Origin of the sequence: Pseudomonas sp. CG7, assembly GCF_023701885.1 — a bacterium.
Classification (GTDB): Bacteria; Pseudomonadota; Gammaproteobacteria; order Pseudomonadales; family Pseudomonadaceae; genus Aquipseudomonas; species Aquipseudomonas zanjanensis.
Genome location: NZ_JABAEE010000086.1, coordinates 9,506 through 26,485 on the forward strand (window position 1 = coordinate 9,506; position 16,980 = coordinate 26,485).

A 16,980-nucleotide genomic window follows, 5' to 3' on the forward strand; every position below is an offset into this window, starting at 1 on the left:
CCGACCCACACCCCGGCGCGCCCGCGCCGGCGCGCGATGGGGGCGTCACAACAACAATTCCCAGCCCCTGACACACCGCTTTCGCGAGCAGGCTCGCTCCCACAGGTTTTTTCGTCATCCAGTTCCTTTATTACTACGCTTGAATCAAACCCGCTCCGGCGGCTTCTCGCTGGGCGGGTCACCCTTGGGCGGCTGCGGGTCCAGCGGCGGGTCTTTCTCGGGAATCGGCTCGGGATCAGGGCTGGGCGGGGGCAAGTTGGGGTCGGCGATGTTCGGATCGGGTGTTTCGGCCGGGATGGGAATATTCATCGGGACGGGTCTCCGTAACGCACATGGCTTGAGTCGTGCTTATGGTTGTTGACCACCCAGCGCCCGGTTTGATCCCGGATGCATCCCGGGGCAAATTCCGCTGAACTTTTAGCCGTCGTTCCGGTTCGGAGTTTAAGTGAGTTTTTTCAGGGACCCGTTGGGCCTTTACCGCCACAAGCGCGTCCATGGGGCGTAAAAGGAGCGATGCTCGATGACTGCCGAACACCCGTCTGACCTGGCCTACAACCCGCATTTGCCGTTGTCTCAGGCCTTGTTGTTGCCGCGCATCGCGATTGAAAACACCATGCCGGTGATCGACGGCGGGCAATTCGCCGCCAAGGCCGTGGCTGGGCAGGACGTGACGGTGACCAGCAAAGTGTTCGCCGACGGTCACGACAAGCTGGCGGTGCGCATTCGCTGGCGCTCGCTTCAGGATGACGTATGGAACAGCGAGGTCATGAGCGACCTGGGCAATAACGGCTGGCGCGGCCAGTTCACCGTGCCGGAGCAAGGCCGCTATGTGTTCTGCATTGAGGCCTGGATCGACCAGTTCGCCAGTTTTCGCTACGAGCTGGAGAAGAAGTTCGCTGCCGGGGTGCCCATCAGCCTGGAATTGCAGGAGGGGCGCAATCAAGTGCACATGGCGGCCGAGCGCAGCAGCGGTGAACTGAGTGAGCAACTGGCGGCCTTGCACCACGAACTCTCCGGCCTGTTGCCGAACGAACAGGTGGCGCTGTTCCTGGCCCCACGCAGTGCCGACCTGATGTCCCTGGCCGATCATCGACCGTACTTGAGCATCAGCCCCGAATACCCGTTGGATGTGGAGCGAAAACTGGCCGAGTTTGCGAGTTGGTATGAACTGTTTCCCCGCTCGATCACCGACGATCCCCAGCGCCACGGCACCTTCAACGACGTGCATTCACGCTTGGCGGTGATCCAGGACATGGGCTTCGATGTGCTGTATTTCCCGCCAATCCACCCCATCGGCCGCAGTTTCCGCAAAGGCCCGAACAATTCCCTCACCGCCGGCCCCGACGATCCAGGCAGCCCCTATGCCATCGGCAGCGAGGAGGGCGGGCACGAGGCCATCCACCCGCAATTGGGCAGCCGCGAGGACTTCCGGCGCCTGGTGGCGGCGGCCGCTGAGCACGGCCTTGAGCTCGCCCTCGACTTCGCCATCCAGTGTTCCCAGGACCACCCCTGGCTCAAGCAGCATCCCGGCTGGTTCAGCTGGCGGCCGGACGGCACGATCAAATATGCGGAAAACCCGCCGAAGAAATACCAGGACATCGTCAACGTCGATTTCTACGCGGCCGATGCGATCCCCAGCCTGTGGGAAGAACTGCGGGACATTGTGGTGGGCTGGGTCGAGGAAGGCGTGAAGATTTTCCGGGTCGACAACCCGCACACCAAGCCACTGCCGTTCTGGCAATGGTTGATCGCCGATGTCCGGGCCCAATACCCTGAGGTGATGTTCCTGGCTGAGGCGTTCACTACGCCGGCGATGATGGCGCGGCTGGGCAAGGTCGGTTATTCCCAGAGCTACACCTATTTCACCTGGCGCAACACCAAGGCCGAGCTGGCGACTTACTTCAGCGAGCTCAACGAGTCGCCGTTGCGCGAGTGCTACCGGCCGAATTTCTTCGTGAATACGCCAGACATCAACCCGGCCTTCCTCCATGAGTCGGGGCGCCCAGGCTTCTTGATCCGCGCGGCGCTGGCGACCATGGGCTCAGGCCTGTGGGGCATGTATTCGGGCTTCGAACTGTGCGAATCGGCGCCGGTACCGGGCAAAGAGGAATACCTCGACTCGGAGAAGTATGAGATCCGTCCCCGGGACTTCACCGCGCCGGGCAACATCATTGCCGAGATCGCCCAGCTCAACCGCATTCGTCGGCAGAACCCGGCGCTGCATACCCATCTGGGCCTGAGGATCTACAACGCCTGGAACGACAACATTCTCTATTTCGGCAAGCGCACGGCCGATGGCAGCAATTTCATCCTGGTGGCGGTGAGCCTCGACCCGCACAACCCGCAGGAAGCCAATTTCGAATTGCCGCTGTGGGAAATGGGCCTGCCCGACGACGCCCAGACCCAGGGCGAGGACCTGATGAACGGACACCGCTGGACCTGGTACGGCAAGTACCAGTTCATGCGGATCGACCCGGCGGACCAGCCGTTCGGGATTTGGCGGATCAGCGTGGCGTGATGCAGCGCGATGTTGAGTGAGGGCTGTTGTGGCGAGGGAGCTTGCTCCCGCTCGGCTGCGAAGCAGTCGTGATTTCAAGGGGGCCGCTTCGCGCCCAGCGGGAGCAAGCTCCCTCGCCACAAAGACCTCATCACAGAACAAGGCCTCGCCGCATAACAAGACCCCACAAGCCTGTATCCCGCGGCTTTAATGAATTATCAGGAGTTGCACATGGCGAAGAAACCCCGGTCTGCCACCTTTATCAAGGATCCGCTCTGGTACAAGGATGCGGTGATTTATCAGGTTCACGTTAAATCCTATTACGACTCCAATAACGACGGGATCGGCGACTTTCCCGGCCTGATCGAAAAACTCGACTACATCGCCGACTTGGGCGTCAACACCATCTGGCTGCTGCCGTTCTATCCTTCCCCCCGGCGCGACGACGGTTATGACATCGCCGAATACCGCGGCGTCAGCCCCGACTACGGCACAATGGCCGATGCCCGGCGGTTCATTGCCGAAGCCCACAAGCGCAACCTGCGGGTGATCACCGAGTTGGTCATCAACCACACCTCCGACCAACACCCCTGGTTCCAGCGCGCGCGCAAAGCCAAGAAAGGTTCGAAGGCGCGGGACTTCTACGTCTGGTCCGATGACGACCACAAGTACGACGGCACGCGCATCATCTTCCTCGACACCGAGAAGTCCAACTGGACCTGGGACCCGGTGGCGGGCCAGTACTTCTGGCACCGCTTCTACTCCCACCAGCCCGACCTCAATTTCGACAACCCGCAGGTCATCAAGGCCGTGTTGTCGGTGATGCGCTACTGGCTGGACATGGGCATCGACGGCCTGCGCCTGGATGCCATCCCGTACCTGATCGAGCGCGACGGCACCAATAACGAAAACCTGCCCGAGACCCATGACGTCCTGAAGCTGATCCGCGCCGAGATCGACGCCAACTACCCCGACCGCATGTTGCTGGCCGAGGCCAACCAATGGCCGGAAGACACCCAGTTGTACTTCGGCGATGTCGACGCCCAAGGGCTGAACGGTGACGAATGCCACATGGCCTTCCACTTCCCGCTGATGCCACGCATGTACATGGCCCTGGCCCAGGAAGATCGTTTCCCCATCACCGACATTTTGCGCCAGACCCCGGAGATTCCCGCCAATTGCCAGTGGGCAATTTTCCTGCGCAACCACGATGAGCTGACCCTGGAGATGGTCACCGACAAGGAGCGCGACTACCTGTGGAATTACTATGCGGCCGACCGTCGGGCGCGTATCAACCTGGGCATTCGCCGGCGCCTGGCGCCGCTGCTGGAGCGCGATCGTCGTCGCGTCGAGCTGCTCAACAGCTTGCTGCTGTCGATGCCCGGTACGCCGACGTTGTACTACGGCGATGAAATCGGCATGGGCGACAACATCTACCTGGGCGACCGCGATGGGGTGCGTACGCCGATGCAGTGGTCCATCGACCGCAACGGTGGTTTCTCCCGCGCCGACCCGGCCAGCCTGGTGCTGCCGCCGATCATGGACCCGCTGTACGGCTACCAGTCGGTCAACGTCGAGACCCAGGCCGGCGACCCGCACTCGCTGCTCAACTGGAACCGGCGCATGCTGGCGGTGCGCAAGCAGTCCAAGGCCTTCGGCCGTGGCACGTTGAAGATGCTCTCGCCGAGCAACCGCCGGATCCTGGCCTATACCCGCGAATACACCGGGCCCGACGGCAAGCACGAAATCATCCTGTGCGTGGCCAACGTGTCCCGCAGCGCCCAGGCCGCCGAGCTGGACCTGTCGGCCTACGCCGGCATGGTCCCGGTGGAGATGCTCGGCGGTAATGCCTTCCCGCCCATCGGCCAGTTGAACTTTCTGTTGACCCTGGCGCCGTACGGCTTCTATTGGTTCGCCCTGGCGGCGGAAAACCAGATGCCGAGCTGGCACGTGGAGCCGGCCCAGAGCCTGCCGGACTTCACCACGTTGGTGCTGAAAAAACGCCTGGAAGAATTGCTCGAAGCGCCATCGCGCACCACGTTGGAGCAAACCATCCTGCCGACCTGGTTGCAGAACCGACGCTGGTTCGCCGGCAAGGACAGCGCGATCGAGAAGGTCGATATTGTCTATGGGGTGCGCTTCGGCGATCCACAGCATCCGGTGTTGCTCAGTGAAATCGATGTCACCAGTGGCGGCCAGACCCTGCGTTACCAATTGCCGTTCGGCTTGCTTGCCGAGGACCAAGTCGGCGCCGCGTTGCCGCAGCAACTGGCCTTGTCCCGGGTACGCCGGGTGCGCCAGGTGGGCTTGATCACCGATGCCTTCAGCCTGGAAAGCTTCGTGCGCGCGGTGCTGCACAGCATGCAGGCCGCCACGGTGCTGCCGTTCGCCGAAGGTGAGTTGCGTTTCGAGCCGACCGAAGGCCTGGCCGCGTTGAACCTGGGAGACGAGCCGGAGGTGCGCTACCTGTCCGCCGAACAATCCAACAGTTCGGTGGTGGTGGGGGGCAGCCTCGTCCTCAAGCTGATCCGCAAGGTCGCCTCGGGTGTGCACCCGGAACTGGAAATGAGTGCCTACCTGACCGCTGCCGGCTTCAGCAATATTTCACCGCTGCTGGGTTCGGTGATTCGCCGCGACGCCCAAGGCGAAGATGCGTTGCTGATGATCGCCCAAGGCTACCTGAGCAACCAGGGCGACGCCTGGGAATGGACCCAGAACAATCTCGAACGCGCCTTGCGCGATGAGCTGGCGGACGCTGTGTCCGAGCAGGAGCAGCATTACAACGCCTTGGGCGAGCTGAAGGATTTCGCCGGCATGCTCGGCCAACGCCTGGGGGAAATGCACCAGGTATTGGCCCAGGCCACCGACGACCCGGACTTCGCACCGCAAACCACCAACGTCAAGGAAGCCCAGGCCATCGGCAAGGACGTGGCCGCGCAGGTGGAAAACGCCTTGCGCTTGCTCAAGCAGAACCAAGGCCAATTGAACCCCGCCGACCAGGCCATGGTCGCACGCTTGCTGGAGCATAAGAAAACCGTCCTGGCCCATGTCCAGGAACTGGCCGGCAAGGCCGCGGGTGGCTTGCGCATTCGCGTCCAAGGCGACCTGCACCTGGGCCAAGTCCTGGTGATCAAGGGCGATGCTTACCTGATCGACTTCGAAGGTGAGCCGGCGCGGCCATTGCATGAGCGACGGGGCAAGCACAGCCCGTACAAGGATGTCAGTGGCGTGTTGCGTTCCTTCGATTATGCGGCGGCCATGGCGATTCATTTGCACACCGTCGACAGCACGGCCGATGCCGATGCGGCGCGGCAACGGGTCGCCGATCGTTATTTGAAAGAGGCTCGCCAGGCATTTGTCGAGGCATATCGGCTGGCGGCAGCTAGTCTTGCCCATGAGTGGAAGGATGCTGAAGGCGAAGACGCCGCGCTGGCGTTGTTCGGCCTGGAGAAGGCGGCCTATGAAGTGGCCTATGAAGCCGAGAATCGCCCCACCTGGCTGCCCGTGCCGCTGCACGGCCTGGTCGGGTTGTTGAAGGGGCTGCAACCCTTTTCCGACGTAGCCGGACCGATTTAGTGGAGAGAATCATGAGTGTCTCGAATAAAGAACCCCAGGGGCAGGCCAAGGAGTCCTTGTTGCCGGCGCCCCATGACATCGACGCGCTGGTGCGTGCCGAACATCACGACCCGTTTTCCATCCTTGGGCCCCATGGCGACGGCGCCGGCGGCCAGTTCATCCGTGCCTACCTGCCCGGTGCCCTGAGCGTACATGTGTTGGCCCGGGACAGCGGCGAAGAACTGGGTGAGCTGCAAGTCACCGAAACCCCGGGGCTGTTCGTCGGCCATTTCCCTCGCGCCCAGGCGTACTTGCTGCGCACCCGTTGGGCTGGCGGCGAGCAGGTTGCCGAAGACCCCTACAGCTTCGGCCCGTTGCTGGGGGAGATGGACCTTTACCTGTTCGCCGAGGGTAACCATCGTGATCTCAGCGCCTGCCTGGGGGCGCAGTTGAAGACCGTCGATGGCGTCGACGGCGTGCGCTTCGCGGTCTGGGCACCGAACGCGCGACGGGTGTCGGTGGTGGGGGACTTCAACGTCTGGGACGGACGGCGGCATCCGATGCGCATCCGTTATCCATCCGGCGTGTGGGAGATCTTCATCCCGAGGCTCGGTGCTGGCGAAGGCTACAAGTATGAAATCCTCGGCGCCCACGGCATCCTGCCCCTCAAGGCCGACCCGGTGGCGCTGGCCACGCAGATGCCGCCGGACACCGCTTCCAAGGTCGCCTCGCCGCTGAACATCGAATGGCACGACGATGAGTGGATGCAAAGCCGGCGCGAACGCCAGCTACCGGGCGCGCCGTTGTCGATCTATGAATTGCACGCTGGCTCCTGGCAGTGCGAAATCGACGAGGCGGGGGAGGTGGCCCGGCAATACAACTGGCATGAAATGGCCGAGCGGTTGATTCCGTATGTCAAGGACCTGGGCTTCACCCACATCGAGCTGATGCCGATCATGGAGCACCCGTTCGGCGGCTCCTGGGGCTATCAGCCGTTGTCACAGTTCGCGCCGACGGCACGCTTTGGATCGCCGGACGATTTCGCTGCGTTCGTCAACGCCTGCCACCAGGCCAATATCGGCGTCATCCTCGACTGGGTGCCGGCGCATTTCCCCACCGATACCCACGGCCTGGCCCAGTTCGACGGCACCGCTCTGTACGAATACGGCAACCCGCTGGAAGGCTTCCACCAGGATTGGGACACGCTGATCTACAACCTGGGCCGCACCGAAGTGCACGGCTTCATGCTGGCGTCGGCGTTGCACTGGCTCAAGCATTTCCACGTCGATGGCCTGCGGGTGGATGCCGTGGCCTCGATGTTGTACCGCGACTATTCGCGCAAGGCCGGTGAGTGGGTGCCCAACCGTCACGGCGGGCGGGAAAATCTCGAAGCCATCGATTTCCTGCGGCACCTCAACGATGTGGTGGCGCTGGAAACCCCCGGTGCCTTGGTCATCGCCGAAGAGTCCACCGCGTGGCCGGGCGTCAGCCAGAGCACCCAGCAGGGCGGCCTGGGTTTCGCCTACAAGTGGAACATGGGCTGGATGCACGACTCACTGCACTACATCCAGCAAGACCCGGTGTACCGCGCCCATCACCACAACGAACTGAGCTTTGGCCTGGTGTATGCCTGGTCCGAGCGTTTCGTGCTACCGATTTCCCACGACGAAGTGGTCCATGGCAAACGCTCGCTGATCGACAAGATGCCCGGTGACCGCTGGCAGAAGTTCGCCAACCTCAGGGCCTACCTGAGTTTCATGTGGGGCCCTCCCGGCAAGAAATTGTTGTTCATGGGCTGTGAGTTCGGCCAATGGCGCGAGTGGAACCACGACCAGCAGCTGGAGTGGTACCTGCTGCAATACCCGGAGCACCGGGGCGTGCAGAAGTTGGTGAGCGATCTGAACCGGCTGTACCGCGAAGAACCGGCGCTGCATGACCAGGATGACGCGCCCCAGGGTTTCCAATGGCTGATCGGTGACGATGCCCTCAACAGCGTCTACGCCTGGCTGCGCTGGAGCAAGGATGGCCGGCCGGTGTTGGTGGTCGCCAACTTCACCCCGGTGCCACGCGAGGCCTACCGGGTCGGCGTGCCGTTCGGCGGGCGTTGGGTCGAATTGCTCAATAGCGATGCCGACACCTACGCCGGTTCCAACTACGGCAACGGCGGCGGTGCCTCCACCGAAGAAGTGCCCAGCCATGGCCAGGCCTTGTCGCTGGAGCTCAACCTGCCGCCGTTGGCGGTGTTGATCCTGCGGCCGGAGGGTTGAGCCTGAATGCCCGAGGCCGAGCGGAGAGCTGGCAACGGATTGGGTGATGCTTGAAGGCGATGATGACTGTGGCGAGGGAGCTTGCTCCCGCTCGGTTGCGCAGCAACCGCCGGAAGGGGGCCGCTACGCAGTCCAGCGGGAGCAAGCTCCCTCGCCACAGGTGTTTGTGGCGCTCATAAAATAAAAGGCCACCCTAAATCCAAATGTGGGAGCGGGCTTGCTCGCGAAGGGGGCTGATAGTCGCCCTCGATGTTGACTGCCAGACCGCTTTCGCGAGCAAGCTCGCTCCCACAGGGGAGTTGATCGACTCAGCGCACCAGGCACGGTTGCTTGTTGTTGAACGTCCAGCCCGGAATCAGGAACTGCATCGCCACCGCATCGTCCCGCGCACCCAGGCCCATGCCTTTGTACAGCTCATGGGCCTTGGCCAGTTGGTCGGTGTCCAACTCGATCCCCAACCCTGGTTTTTTCGGCACTTGCACGCAACCGCCCTGGATCTGCAGCGGCGCCTTGGTCAACCGCTGGCCGTCCTGCCAGATCCAGTGGGTGTCGATGGCCGTGATGTCGCCCGGTGCCGCGGCGGCCACATGCGTGAACATCGCCAGGGAAATGTCGAAGTGGTTGTTGGAGTGCGAGCCCCAGGTCAGGCCCCACTCATTGCACATCTGCGCCACGCGCACGGAGCCCTGCATCGTCCAGAAATGCGGGTCGGCCAGGGGAATGTCCACAGACTGCAAGGTGATGGCGTGACCCATTTCGCGCCAATCGGTGGCGATCATGTTGGTGGCGGTCTTCAGGCCCGTGGCGCGGCGGAATTCGGCCATGACCTCGCGCCCGGAATAGCCGTTCTCGGCACCGCAAGGGTCTTCGGCATAGGCCAGCACTTTGTGCTGGTCGCGGCACAAACGGATCGCCTCCTTGAGTGACCAGGCGCCGTTCGGATCCAGGGTGATGCGCGCCTGTGGAAAGCGCTCGGCCAGGGCCGTGACCGCTTCGATTTCTGCGTCGCCTTGGAGCACGCCGCCCTTGAGCTTGAAGTCCTGGAAGCCATAACGAGCCTGGGCCGCTTCGGCCAGGCGCACCACGGCGTCGGCGTCCAGGGCTTTTTCGTGGCGCACGCGGAACCAGTCGTTGTCGGCGTCCGGTTCGTTGCGATAGGGCAGGTCGGTCTGCTGGCGATCGCCGACGTAAAACAGATAGCCGAGCATCTTCACTTCATCACGCTGCTGGCCTTCGCCGAGCAGCGCGGCGACCGGTACGTCCAGGTGTTGGCCGAGCAGGTCCAGCAAGGCCGCTTCCAGGCCAGTGACCGCATGGATAGTGATGCGCAGGTCGAAGGTCTGCAGGCCACGGCCGCCGGCATCGCGGTCGGCAAAGGCTTGGCGCACGGTGTTGAGGATCTTCTGGTACGTCCCGATAGGGCTGCCGACCACCAGCGAACGGGCGTCTTCGAGGGTCTGGCGAATGCGCTCGCCGCCGGGTACTTCGCCCACGCCGGTGTGACCGGCGTTGTCCTTGAGAATGACGATGTTGCGGGTGAAGAACGGACCGTGGGCGCCGCTGAGGTTCAGCAGCATGCCGTCGTGGCCGGCCACGGGTACGACCTGCATGCTGGTGATGATCGGGGCTTTGCTGGTTTCTGGAAGGGTCATTTGTACTTAATCCTTGGACAATCGAATGATCAGACGTGGCTGGTGGCCGGGACGACCGGCGTTGTCACCGCTTTGGGCTTGGGCGTGTTGCGTGCGGCAAACACGATGATCGCGGCAATGATCGAGGTGGCCGCCAAGCCGTAGAGGCCACCCTGGATCGAGCCGGTGTGCTCTTCCAGCAGGCCGAACGTGGCTGGGGCGACGAACCCGCCGAGGTTGCCCACCGAGTTGATCAGGGCAATCACCCCGGCGGCGATGCGGGCGTCCAGGTAGGCCTGGGGAATCGGCCAGAACAGCGACGACGCCGACTTGAAGCCCAGGGCCGCGAAGCAGATGGCGACGAAGGCAAAGATCGGGCCGCCGGTGGTGGACATGAACATCCCCGCCGCGGCGATCAACAGGGCCGTGGCGACCCAAGCCTGCTGGAACTTCCATTTGGCCGACAGCGAGGCGAAGGCGTACATGCCGACGATCGACAGCAGCCACGGGATCGAGTTGAACAGCCCGACCTGAATGTCGCTCAGTTCGCCCAATTTCTTGATGATGCTCGGCAGCCAGAACGTGGCGGCATAGATCGTCAATTGGATGAAGAAGTAGATCAGGCAAAACAGGATGATCTGGCGGTCCTTGAGCAACTGGCCGATGGACAGTTTGATCGGCGAGGCGGCTTCCCGTGCGCGCTGTTCATCGTCGATGGTCTTGACCAGCACGTCTTGTTCTTCACGGCTCAGCCATTTGGCGTCGTGGGGCTTGGAGTCCAGCCAGAACCAGACGAAGACGCACAGGCAGACGGAAAACATCCCTTCGATGAAGTACATCCATTGCCAGCCGTGCATGCCCAGGCCATTGATTTGCAGCAGCAGCCCCGACAGCGGGCCGGAGATCAGCGAGGCAATGGCCGAACCGCTGAGGAAGATGGCGATGGCTTTGCCGCGCTCGACGCCGGGCAGCCAGCGAGTGAAGTAGTAGATGACCCCGGGGAAAAACCCGGCTTCGGCCACGCCCAGCAAGAAGCGCAGGATGTAGAAATGGGTTTCGTTCTGGATGAAGGCCATGCCCGCAGCCACCAGGCCCCAGGTGAGCATGATGCGGGTCAGCCAGATGCGTGCACCGATTCGTTGCAAGAGGATGTTGGACGGCACTTCGAACAGCGCATAGCCGATGAAGAACAGGCCGGCGCCAAAGCCATAGGCCGCCGCACCGATGCCCAGGTCGTGCTCCATGTGGGCACGCACGAAGCCGATGTTCACGCGGTCGATGTAGTTGACGATAAACATGATGACGAACAGCGGCAGGATATGGCGCTTGACCTTGGCGATGGCCGACAGCAGCACCGGATCCGCTCCGGCATTCGCCTTGAGGCTGGATGTGTTCACTGGTTTTCTCCCACTCGTTATTTTTATGCGGGGCATCGTGCAAGTGCCGATGTTGATAGACATCATACAACTTGATTTTTTTAGATGACAAGTTGTTTTTCAGCACCATTGGATTGGGTTAAGGGCATTTTTATGCCGTATTTATTGGGCTTCATCAGTCGTGCCGATGTCATTTAGCATCTGCCTGGCCTGTGCTAAACGGTTTTTTGAAGGGGGGATCGCTGCTGGGATGGGCTGATCTTGAGTGGTGTCATACAAGTTGGGGCGCGATGATGAGATTTTCCGCGCCCGCTGGTGATACGATCAGTCAGCCTGTTTTCAAGGAACCCCGGCGATGCCGCAAGACACCGACGCGCCCCTGCGCAAGCGTACCCACAACCTGGCCCATGACCTGGTGGCGAAGCTGAGCCAGAGCATCTTGCTGGGGCAGTTGAAACCGGGCGAAAAGCTGCCGTCGGAAGGGGCCATTGTGCAGGCCCATGGCGTCAGTCGGACGGTGGTGCGCGAGGCGATTTCCAAGCTGCAGGCTTCGGGACTGGTGGAGACCCGTCACGGCATCGGCACCTTCGTGCTGGCGCAAACCGGCGAGCCGGGGCGTCGGCTCAATGTCGACACCGCGGCAGGGGTGCGAGCGATCCTGGAACTGCGCCTGGGCCTGGAAACCCAGGCCGTCGCCTTGGCGGCCCAGCGTCGCAGCGAACACCAGCTGCAGCAGATGCGCCAGGCGTTGGATGATTACCAGCGGTTGTCCAACAACAACGACAGCTGTGTCGAAGCCGACCGGCGTTTCCATCTGCTCATCGCCGAAGCGACGGACAACGCCTGTTTTGTCGAGATCATGCAGCACCTGGGCAACGCGATGATTCCCAGGACCCGTGTGAACGTGGCCGAGCGCGGCCAGGCGGATCTGGGCAAGCTGGCGCAGTTTGCCAGCCTCGAACACGAGGCGATCTTCAACGCCATCAAGCGCCAGGACCCGGACGCCGCCCGCGCCGCCATGTGGCTGCACCTGACCAACAGCCGTGACCGGTTTGGCGCCGGATCCTGACAGCTCATCGTCGCCTGGCCCACCGCCATCTCGAGCAAGCTCGCTCCCACAAGGGAATCAGCGGTGCAGCGATACCTGAAACCCCTCATAACCACTGTGGGAGCGAGCTTGCTCGCGAAGGCTGCGGCACAGCCCGACATCTCCATCAACTGACCCACCGCCTTCGCAAGCAAGCTCGCTCCCACAAGGGAATCAGCGGTGCAGCGATACCTGAGAACCCCTCAAAACCACTGTGGGAGCGAGCTTGCTCGCGATGGCGCCGGCACAGCCAACATCGCTACTAACTGACCCACCGTTTCCCACAGGAGGCATGGGGATTCAGTGGCTCAACCCGCTTTGGCCGGAGCAGTGGGAGTGTTTCCGGCCACAGGCGCTGCTGAGCTTTTCATCAGCACATCCAATGCCTGCCGGTAGTTTTTACCCGCCAGGCTCATGCTGTTGTTATGCGTCGCCCCGGGCACCAGCAGCAGGCGCTTGGGTTCCCGGGCGGCGTTGAACAGTTGTTCACTGAACCGTGGCGGCACGTAGCGGTCGGCGGCGCCATGGACAATCAGCAGCGGCATGTTGATTTCGCCGATCTTGTCGATGGAGTCGAACTTCTGCGACAGCAACCAACGCACCGGCAGGGACGTATTCGCCATCGCGGTGGCGACATCGCCCAGGGAGGTAAAGGTGGATTCGATGACCAGGCCCCGGACCCGGGCTTTGCCATCCTTCTCCACCTGCTGGCCGAGTTGCGCAGCGAGGTCCACCGCGACGGCGCCCCCCAGGGAATGGCCATAGATCAGCCGCAGGCTTGGGTCCGGTTGCAAGACTTCGAGACGCTCCCAGGCGATGCGTGCATCTTCATAGACGCTGGCCTCCGACGGCAGCTCCCCGTGGCTTTTGCCAAAGCCACGGTAGTCGATGGCCAGTACCGAATAGCCCAGCGCCCTCAATTGCTGGATACGAAACAATTGGCCAGTCAAATTCCAGCGTACGCCGTGCAAATACAAAATGGCCGGCGCGTTCTTGCGTTCGGCCGGCCACCACCAGCCGTGGATATTTTCCCCGGCCTTGAAGCGTTTGGGCTTGAGGTCAAATTCCTGCACACCACTGGGCAACCCACTGAACCAGCTCGCCGTTCCCGGCTCGATGCGAAAGACCAGTTCTCGTTCCTTGTGCTGCAACACCCCGCAGCCCACCGGCAGGCCGATCACCAATGCGCTCATGCACAGCCAAGCCAACCAGCGGCGTTTCAGGCCAGAAAGTAAGAGTGAAGACATCGATGCCATTCGCTACTCGAAACCGAAGATGCCTTGTAGCAGATTCTTCGAAATCGACGCAGGGATTTCGGGCTGTCATTCGTCTGAAGCGCGCTTGTCGGCGCTGGAAAATCCCCCAACCCTGTGTCTTACTCCCTGTTTCTTAGGGGGAGGGCAACGCGATGCGACGTAGAAGCGCACAGTATTGGCTTTGGGTGAACAGCCGGTTGCCGGCGCGTAACCACGAAGAGACCCTGGAAGACGGTACCCAGGTCGAGGTTCAAGCAAGAATCAATCAGCAGGGCATGACGCAAGTCTTCGTCTGTGTTTATCGTCCGAATGGATCCGTTTGGGTCGAAGAGTTCTACGACCGCACCTTGCATGAACCACTGGCCCAGGCGTTGGAATGGGGCCTGGACCGGGCGCGGGATATCGTCGCCGGTACGGCGTGTTTCAAGGCACCCCACAAGATCCAGGCGACCCTCGGCCCGTTGATTCAGGACGAGTGTGCCCTGGCCCTGCGGCGCATGGACATGAGCGAGGAAGAGCGGCGCAGTCTCAAGGCGCGGGATGCGTGGGCCGAATACCTCAACGCCAAGGAAGCGATGTTGGCGCTGATGCGTTCACCCCGGGTGGATGCCAATGTCTGGGAGGCGCAGAAGCGCCGGTTGCGTGAGGCCATCGATCGCCGTGCCTCGCTGGCGCGGCTGAGCCTCGGTGCTTGAACACGGTAGTTGAAACAACGAATGAGCTGTAGCGAGGGCCCTCGCCACAGGTATACGCGTCCCTGTCAGTGCCTATCCCCATGCTCAACCAGCTTCAACACCCGCGTGGTCCGGCCATGCGCGACCTTGGGCACGCCCGCCAGGCGCTTGTGCAGTACGTGGGTCAACGAGTCTCCCGGCATCAGGCTGGCGTCGCCAAAATCCCCGTCCAATTGCAACGGATGAACGATGACTTCGAGCGAACCGTGTGCCGGCGGCGCGGCGTGGTCCAGGTCGGCTGGCGTGCAGACGTAATCCGCTGTCGCCCCGCACAGGCTACGCATGCGCCGGTTGAGCAGGGTCTTGAAAATGCGCTTGGGCAGGTTCAAGTTCACCCCCAGGTTGCGCGCCAGGCGCATGGGCACGCCTTGCCGGGCGGCGAAGCGGGCCACCAGTTCGCCGATGGGCCAGATATTGTGCACGTGCTGATGAGAGTCGAGGTGGCTGGGGCTCAGGCCATGATCCAGACAACGTTGCCATTGCGCATGGAGCTCATCTTCTACCGCCGCCAGGTCCTTTGTACCCAGGCGCAGGCAATACCGCGACAGGTTCAGGTCGAACTGGCCATTGGCGTCGCAAAAAAGCCGGCGCGATGCGATTGCCTGGCCCAGCGACGGGCCGTAGCTGAGATTGAAGTGCAGGCCGACGTGGCCGTTGAGCAGCGGTTGCCGGGCCCATTCACAGGCTTGCTCGAAACCCGGCATGTTGGCCATGGCCGAGGCGGAACTGATCACGCCGGTCTCGAAGGCCCGCAGGATCAATGCGTTTGCGCTGAGGCTGAGCCCGAAATCGTCAGCGTTGATGATCGCTCGGCGAGGCATGGGTGTGCTCCTGGGGCTTGGTGGAAGACGATGACGTCGCCGCGGTTGGTTTAGTCTTGCGCTTGCCAAGCCATGGTTTCAGGCTCTTCCAAAGCCGCAAGGCGAAACCCAGGAGCAAACCATCAGGCTGCCAGGAATAAAAACTCCAACGCCAGTGTTCCAGCAGGCCGGTCATGCGCTCGTGCAATTGATGGTTGGAGTTATTGAGACTGACCCGCGACGCATCGATCCAGCGCCAGTTTTCGTCCAGCCCCCAGCGAATCCACTCTTCAAGCAATACCCGGCCGCTGCCCAGGTCGGCATGCTGCGGCAGGAACGCCAGGTTGTAATCGTACAGCCGGCCCTGGTCCAGCAGGCCGAGGCGATAGCTGATGCACTCGCCGTTCAGCTCCAGCAGCACCACCCGCACCAGGCCTTGGGCGGCGAGGGCGGTGAAGGCGTGGTTCATCCATTGCTGGCGCCTGGGGTCGGCGAAAATGCCGACACCTTCCTCGCCTTTCCAGCTGACCGCCTCGACGTCGGCGAGGGTTCGCAGCAATTGCCCCATGCTGATGGCATCCGGTGTCACCCGGTGGATCTCGGCGCCACAGGCGGCGATCCGCTTGCGCGCCCGGCGCAATTTGTAGCGTGGCTCGCCGGATATCTCTTGACGGTCACTGTCATTGATCAAATGCACCGGACCCCGGCAACTGAGCCGCCGTTCTCCGGTTGAACTCAGCGCCATCCAGGCGCTGAGGACGCTTTGCTCACCGATCGGCTCGATCACTTCATTCAATTGCAGCAACGCGTGAGGCAAGTGCTGACGGATCTGCATCAGCGCCTGCCCCATGTCTTCGGCGTCCAGGCGCGCCAGCAGGGCGATGCGGTCGGTCATTGGAAAACCCAAGTGATGCAACACTCGGAACCGCAACCCGCCGATACGTTCACGTCCTGATATCAAGGGCAGGCAAAGGCACAAGGCCTGGTCTTGCCAGCCCAGCAGTACATGCAACTGCTGCTTGGGCAACAGGGCGAATTCCGCCGCTTGCAGCCAGGCCAGGCTATTGAACGGTGTTGCGTCGGCCACCTGGGTCAGCAGCTGTTCATAAGCTGATACAGGAAAATCCGCTGCGCCCAGGGAGCGACACCATTGGAACCGGATCGCCATGGGGATCAGGCCGCCGACGTCGAGGCAGCCGGCTGCGCCGGTTTACGGAACGCGTCCAGTGCCGTGCCGGCGTAAGACGTATTGCGCAGGAACCGCCAAAGACCGAACAAACGGTAGAGGTGGGTGATCTGCCCGCGCTCCTGGAAGCCCATGCGGATGTGCATCTTGATCGCCTGGATGTTTTGCAGATCGCAGACATCGACCATCGTGCTGCAACCCTGGTCCGCCATGACTTTCCACACCTCCAACTGCATGTCCGCCGAGATACTGGTCCCCCAGTATTGACGAATCGCCTCGCCACCGAACTGAAAGTATTCGCCAGGCTTGATCGGAAAGTTGCAGCGGTAGAAATGGCGGTCGAAATAGTCCCGTGTACTGGCCCAGGCGAAGCCCACGCTGTCGCCCTGATCATCCAGATACATCAAGCCGGTGTAGCCTTCGGCCGCCAACTCGCGCATGGTTTCGACGCGGTCGCCGAAGTGTCGGGCAAACGCATCGGCGTTGCTGACCGTGATGAACTCCAGGCGCATCGGTGGGTAGGGCTTGAGGTTATGGGGGGGGAGGGGGGTGCGGAGGTCAGGCCTGACTCTTGTGCACCTCTGCGGGCCG

12 protein-coding genes are annotated in these 16,980 nt (G+C 62.2%); 5 read left to right on the forward strand and 7 right to left on the reverse strand.

The genetic code is table 11. The features are described from left to right. Positions 1-144: 144 nt before the first annotated feature. On the reverse strand, positions 145-309 hold the full coding sequence (locus tag HGO40_RS25780; protein WP_250965332.1) for a hypothetical protein: 165 nt from the start codon (positions 307-309) through the stop codon (positions 145-147). Positions 310-520: 211 nt separating this feature from the next. Here HGO40_RS25780 and HGO40_RS25785 point away from each other — a divergent pair, with 211 nt between their 5' ends. From HGO40_RS25785 to glgB, 3 genes are all read left to right on the forward strand, one after another. Then, positions 521-2,518, forward strand: a complete 1,998-nt coding sequence (locus tag HGO40_RS25785) for an alpha-1,4-glucan--maltose-1-phosphate maltosyltransferase (protein ID WP_250965333.1) — start codon at positions 521-523, stop codon at positions 2,516-2,518. 210 nt (positions 2,519-2,728) lie between these two features. Continuing rightward, complete coding sequence (gene treS / locus HGO40_RS25790) at positions 2,729-6,073, forward strand: maltose alpha-D-glucosyltransferase (RefSeq protein ID WP_250965334.1); 3,345 nt, start codon at positions 2,729-2,731, stop codon at positions 6,071-6,073. 11 nt (positions 6,074-6,084) lie between these two features. Then, positions 6,085-8,319 (forward strand): 1,4-alpha-glucan branching protein GlgB, encoded by a 2,235-nt coding sequence (glgB, locus tag HGO40_RS25795; protein ID WP_250965335.1) that lies wholly within the window; start codon positions 6,085-6,087, stop codon positions 8,317-8,319. 308 nt (positions 8,320-8,627) lie between these two features. On the opposite strand, the gene gudD is transcribed toward glgB, so the two are convergent. Both gudD and HGO40_RS25805 read right to left on the reverse strand, forming a co-directional pair. Beyond that, positions 8,628-9,971: a glucarate dehydratase gene (gene gudD / locus HGO40_RS25800; protein ID WP_250965336.1), complete on the reverse strand. Its 1,344-nt coding sequence runs from the start codon at positions 9,969-9,971 to the stop codon at positions 8,628-8,630. 29 nt (positions 9,972-10,000) lie between these two features. Beyond that, on the reverse strand, positions 10,001-11,347 hold the full coding sequence (locus HGO40_RS25805) for an MFS transporter (protein WP_250965337.1): 1,347 nt from the start codon (positions 11,345-11,347) through the stop codon (positions 10,001-10,003). A 334-nt stretch (positions 11,348-11,681) separates the two neighbouring features. On the opposite strand from HGO40_RS25805, the gene HGO40_RS25810 reads away from it, so the two are divergent. Then, positions 11,682-12,395: a FadR/GntR family transcriptional regulator gene (locus HGO40_RS25810; RefSeq protein ID WP_250965338.1), complete on the forward strand. Its 714-nt coding sequence runs from the start codon at positions 11,682-11,684 to the stop codon at positions 12,393-12,395. Positions 12,396-12,721: 326 nt separating this feature from the next. Here HGO40_RS25810 and HGO40_RS25815 read toward each other — a convergent pair whose 3' ends face one another. Then, positions 12,722-13,660, reverse strand: a complete 939-nt coding sequence (locus HGO40_RS25815; protein WP_250965339.1) for an alpha/beta hydrolase — start codon at positions 13,658-13,660, stop codon at positions 12,722-12,724. A gap of 161 nt (positions 13,661-13,821) precedes the next feature. Between HGO40_RS25815 and HGO40_RS25820 the strand changes: the two genes are divergently transcribed. Next, positions 13,822-14,364 (forward strand): hypothetical protein, encoded by a 543-nt coding sequence (locus HGO40_RS25820; RefSeq protein WP_250965340.1) that lies wholly within the window; start codon positions 13,822-13,824, stop codon positions 14,362-14,364. A gap of 65 nt (positions 14,365-14,429) precedes the next feature. Here HGO40_RS25820 and HGO40_RS25825 read toward each other — a convergent pair whose 3' ends face one another. From HGO40_RS25825 to HGO40_RS25835, 3 genes are all read right to left on the reverse strand, one after another. Further along, positions 14,430-15,224 (reverse strand): carbohydrate deacetylase, encoded by a 795-nt coding sequence (locus HGO40_RS25825; protein ID WP_250965341.1) that lies wholly within the window; start codon positions 15,222-15,224, stop codon positions 14,430-14,432. Beyond that, a complete protein-coding gene (locus HGO40_RS25830; RefSeq protein WP_250965342.1) occupies positions 15,196-16,371 on the reverse strand; it encodes a GNAT family N-acetyltransferase in 1,176 nt (391 codons plus the stop codon). Before HGO40_RS25830 ends, HGO40_RS25825 begins: the two co-directional genes overlap by 29 nt. Before the next feature lie 5 nt (positions 16,372-16,376). Then, the coding region (locus HGO40_RS25835) for a GNAT family N-acetyltransferase (protein ID WP_250965343.1) at positions 16,377-16,980 on the reverse strand (604 nt) is incomplete at its 5' end.

Bases quoted from the DNA above. Each gene is read 5' to 3' on its own strand.
- HGO40_RS25780 (WP_250965332.1), bottom strand. From the start codon at position 309: ATGAATATTCCCATCCCGGCCGAAACACCCGATCCGAACATCGCCGAC.
- HGO40_RS25785 (WP_250965333.1), top strand. From the start codon at position 521: ATGACTGCCGAACACCCGTCTGACCTGGCCTACAACCCGCATTTGCCG.
- treS (WP_250965334.1), top strand. From the start codon at position 2,729: ATGGCGAAGAAACCCCGGTCTGCCACCTTTATCAAGGATCCGCTCTGG.
- glgB (WP_250965335.1), top strand. From the start codon at position 6,085: ATGAGTGTCTCGAATAAAGAACCCCAGGGGCAGGCCAAGGAGTCCTTG.
- gudD (WP_250965336.1), bottom strand. From the start codon at position 9,971: ATGACCCTTCCAGAAACCAGCAAAGCCCCGATCATCACCAGCATGCAG.
- HGO40_RS25810 (WP_250965338.1), top strand. From the start codon at position 11,682: ATGCCGCAAGACACCGACGCGCCCCTGCGCAAGCGTACCCACAACCTG.
- HGO40_RS25815 (WP_250965339.1), bottom strand. From the start codon at position 13,660: ATGTCTTCACTCTTACTTTCTGGCCTGAAACGCCGCTGGTTGGCTTGG.
- HGO40_RS25820 (WP_250965340.1), top strand. From the start codon at position 13,822: ATGCGACGTAGAAGCGCACAGTATTGGCTTTGGGTGAACAGCCGGTTG.
- HGO40_RS25825 (WP_250965341.1), bottom strand. From the start codon at position 15,224: ATGCCTCGCCGAGCGATCATCAACGCTGACGATTTCGGGCTCAGCCTC.
- HGO40_RS25830 (WP_250965342.1), bottom strand. From the start codon at position 16,371: ATGGCGATCCGGTTCCAATGGTGTCGCTCCCTGGGCGCAGCGGATTTT.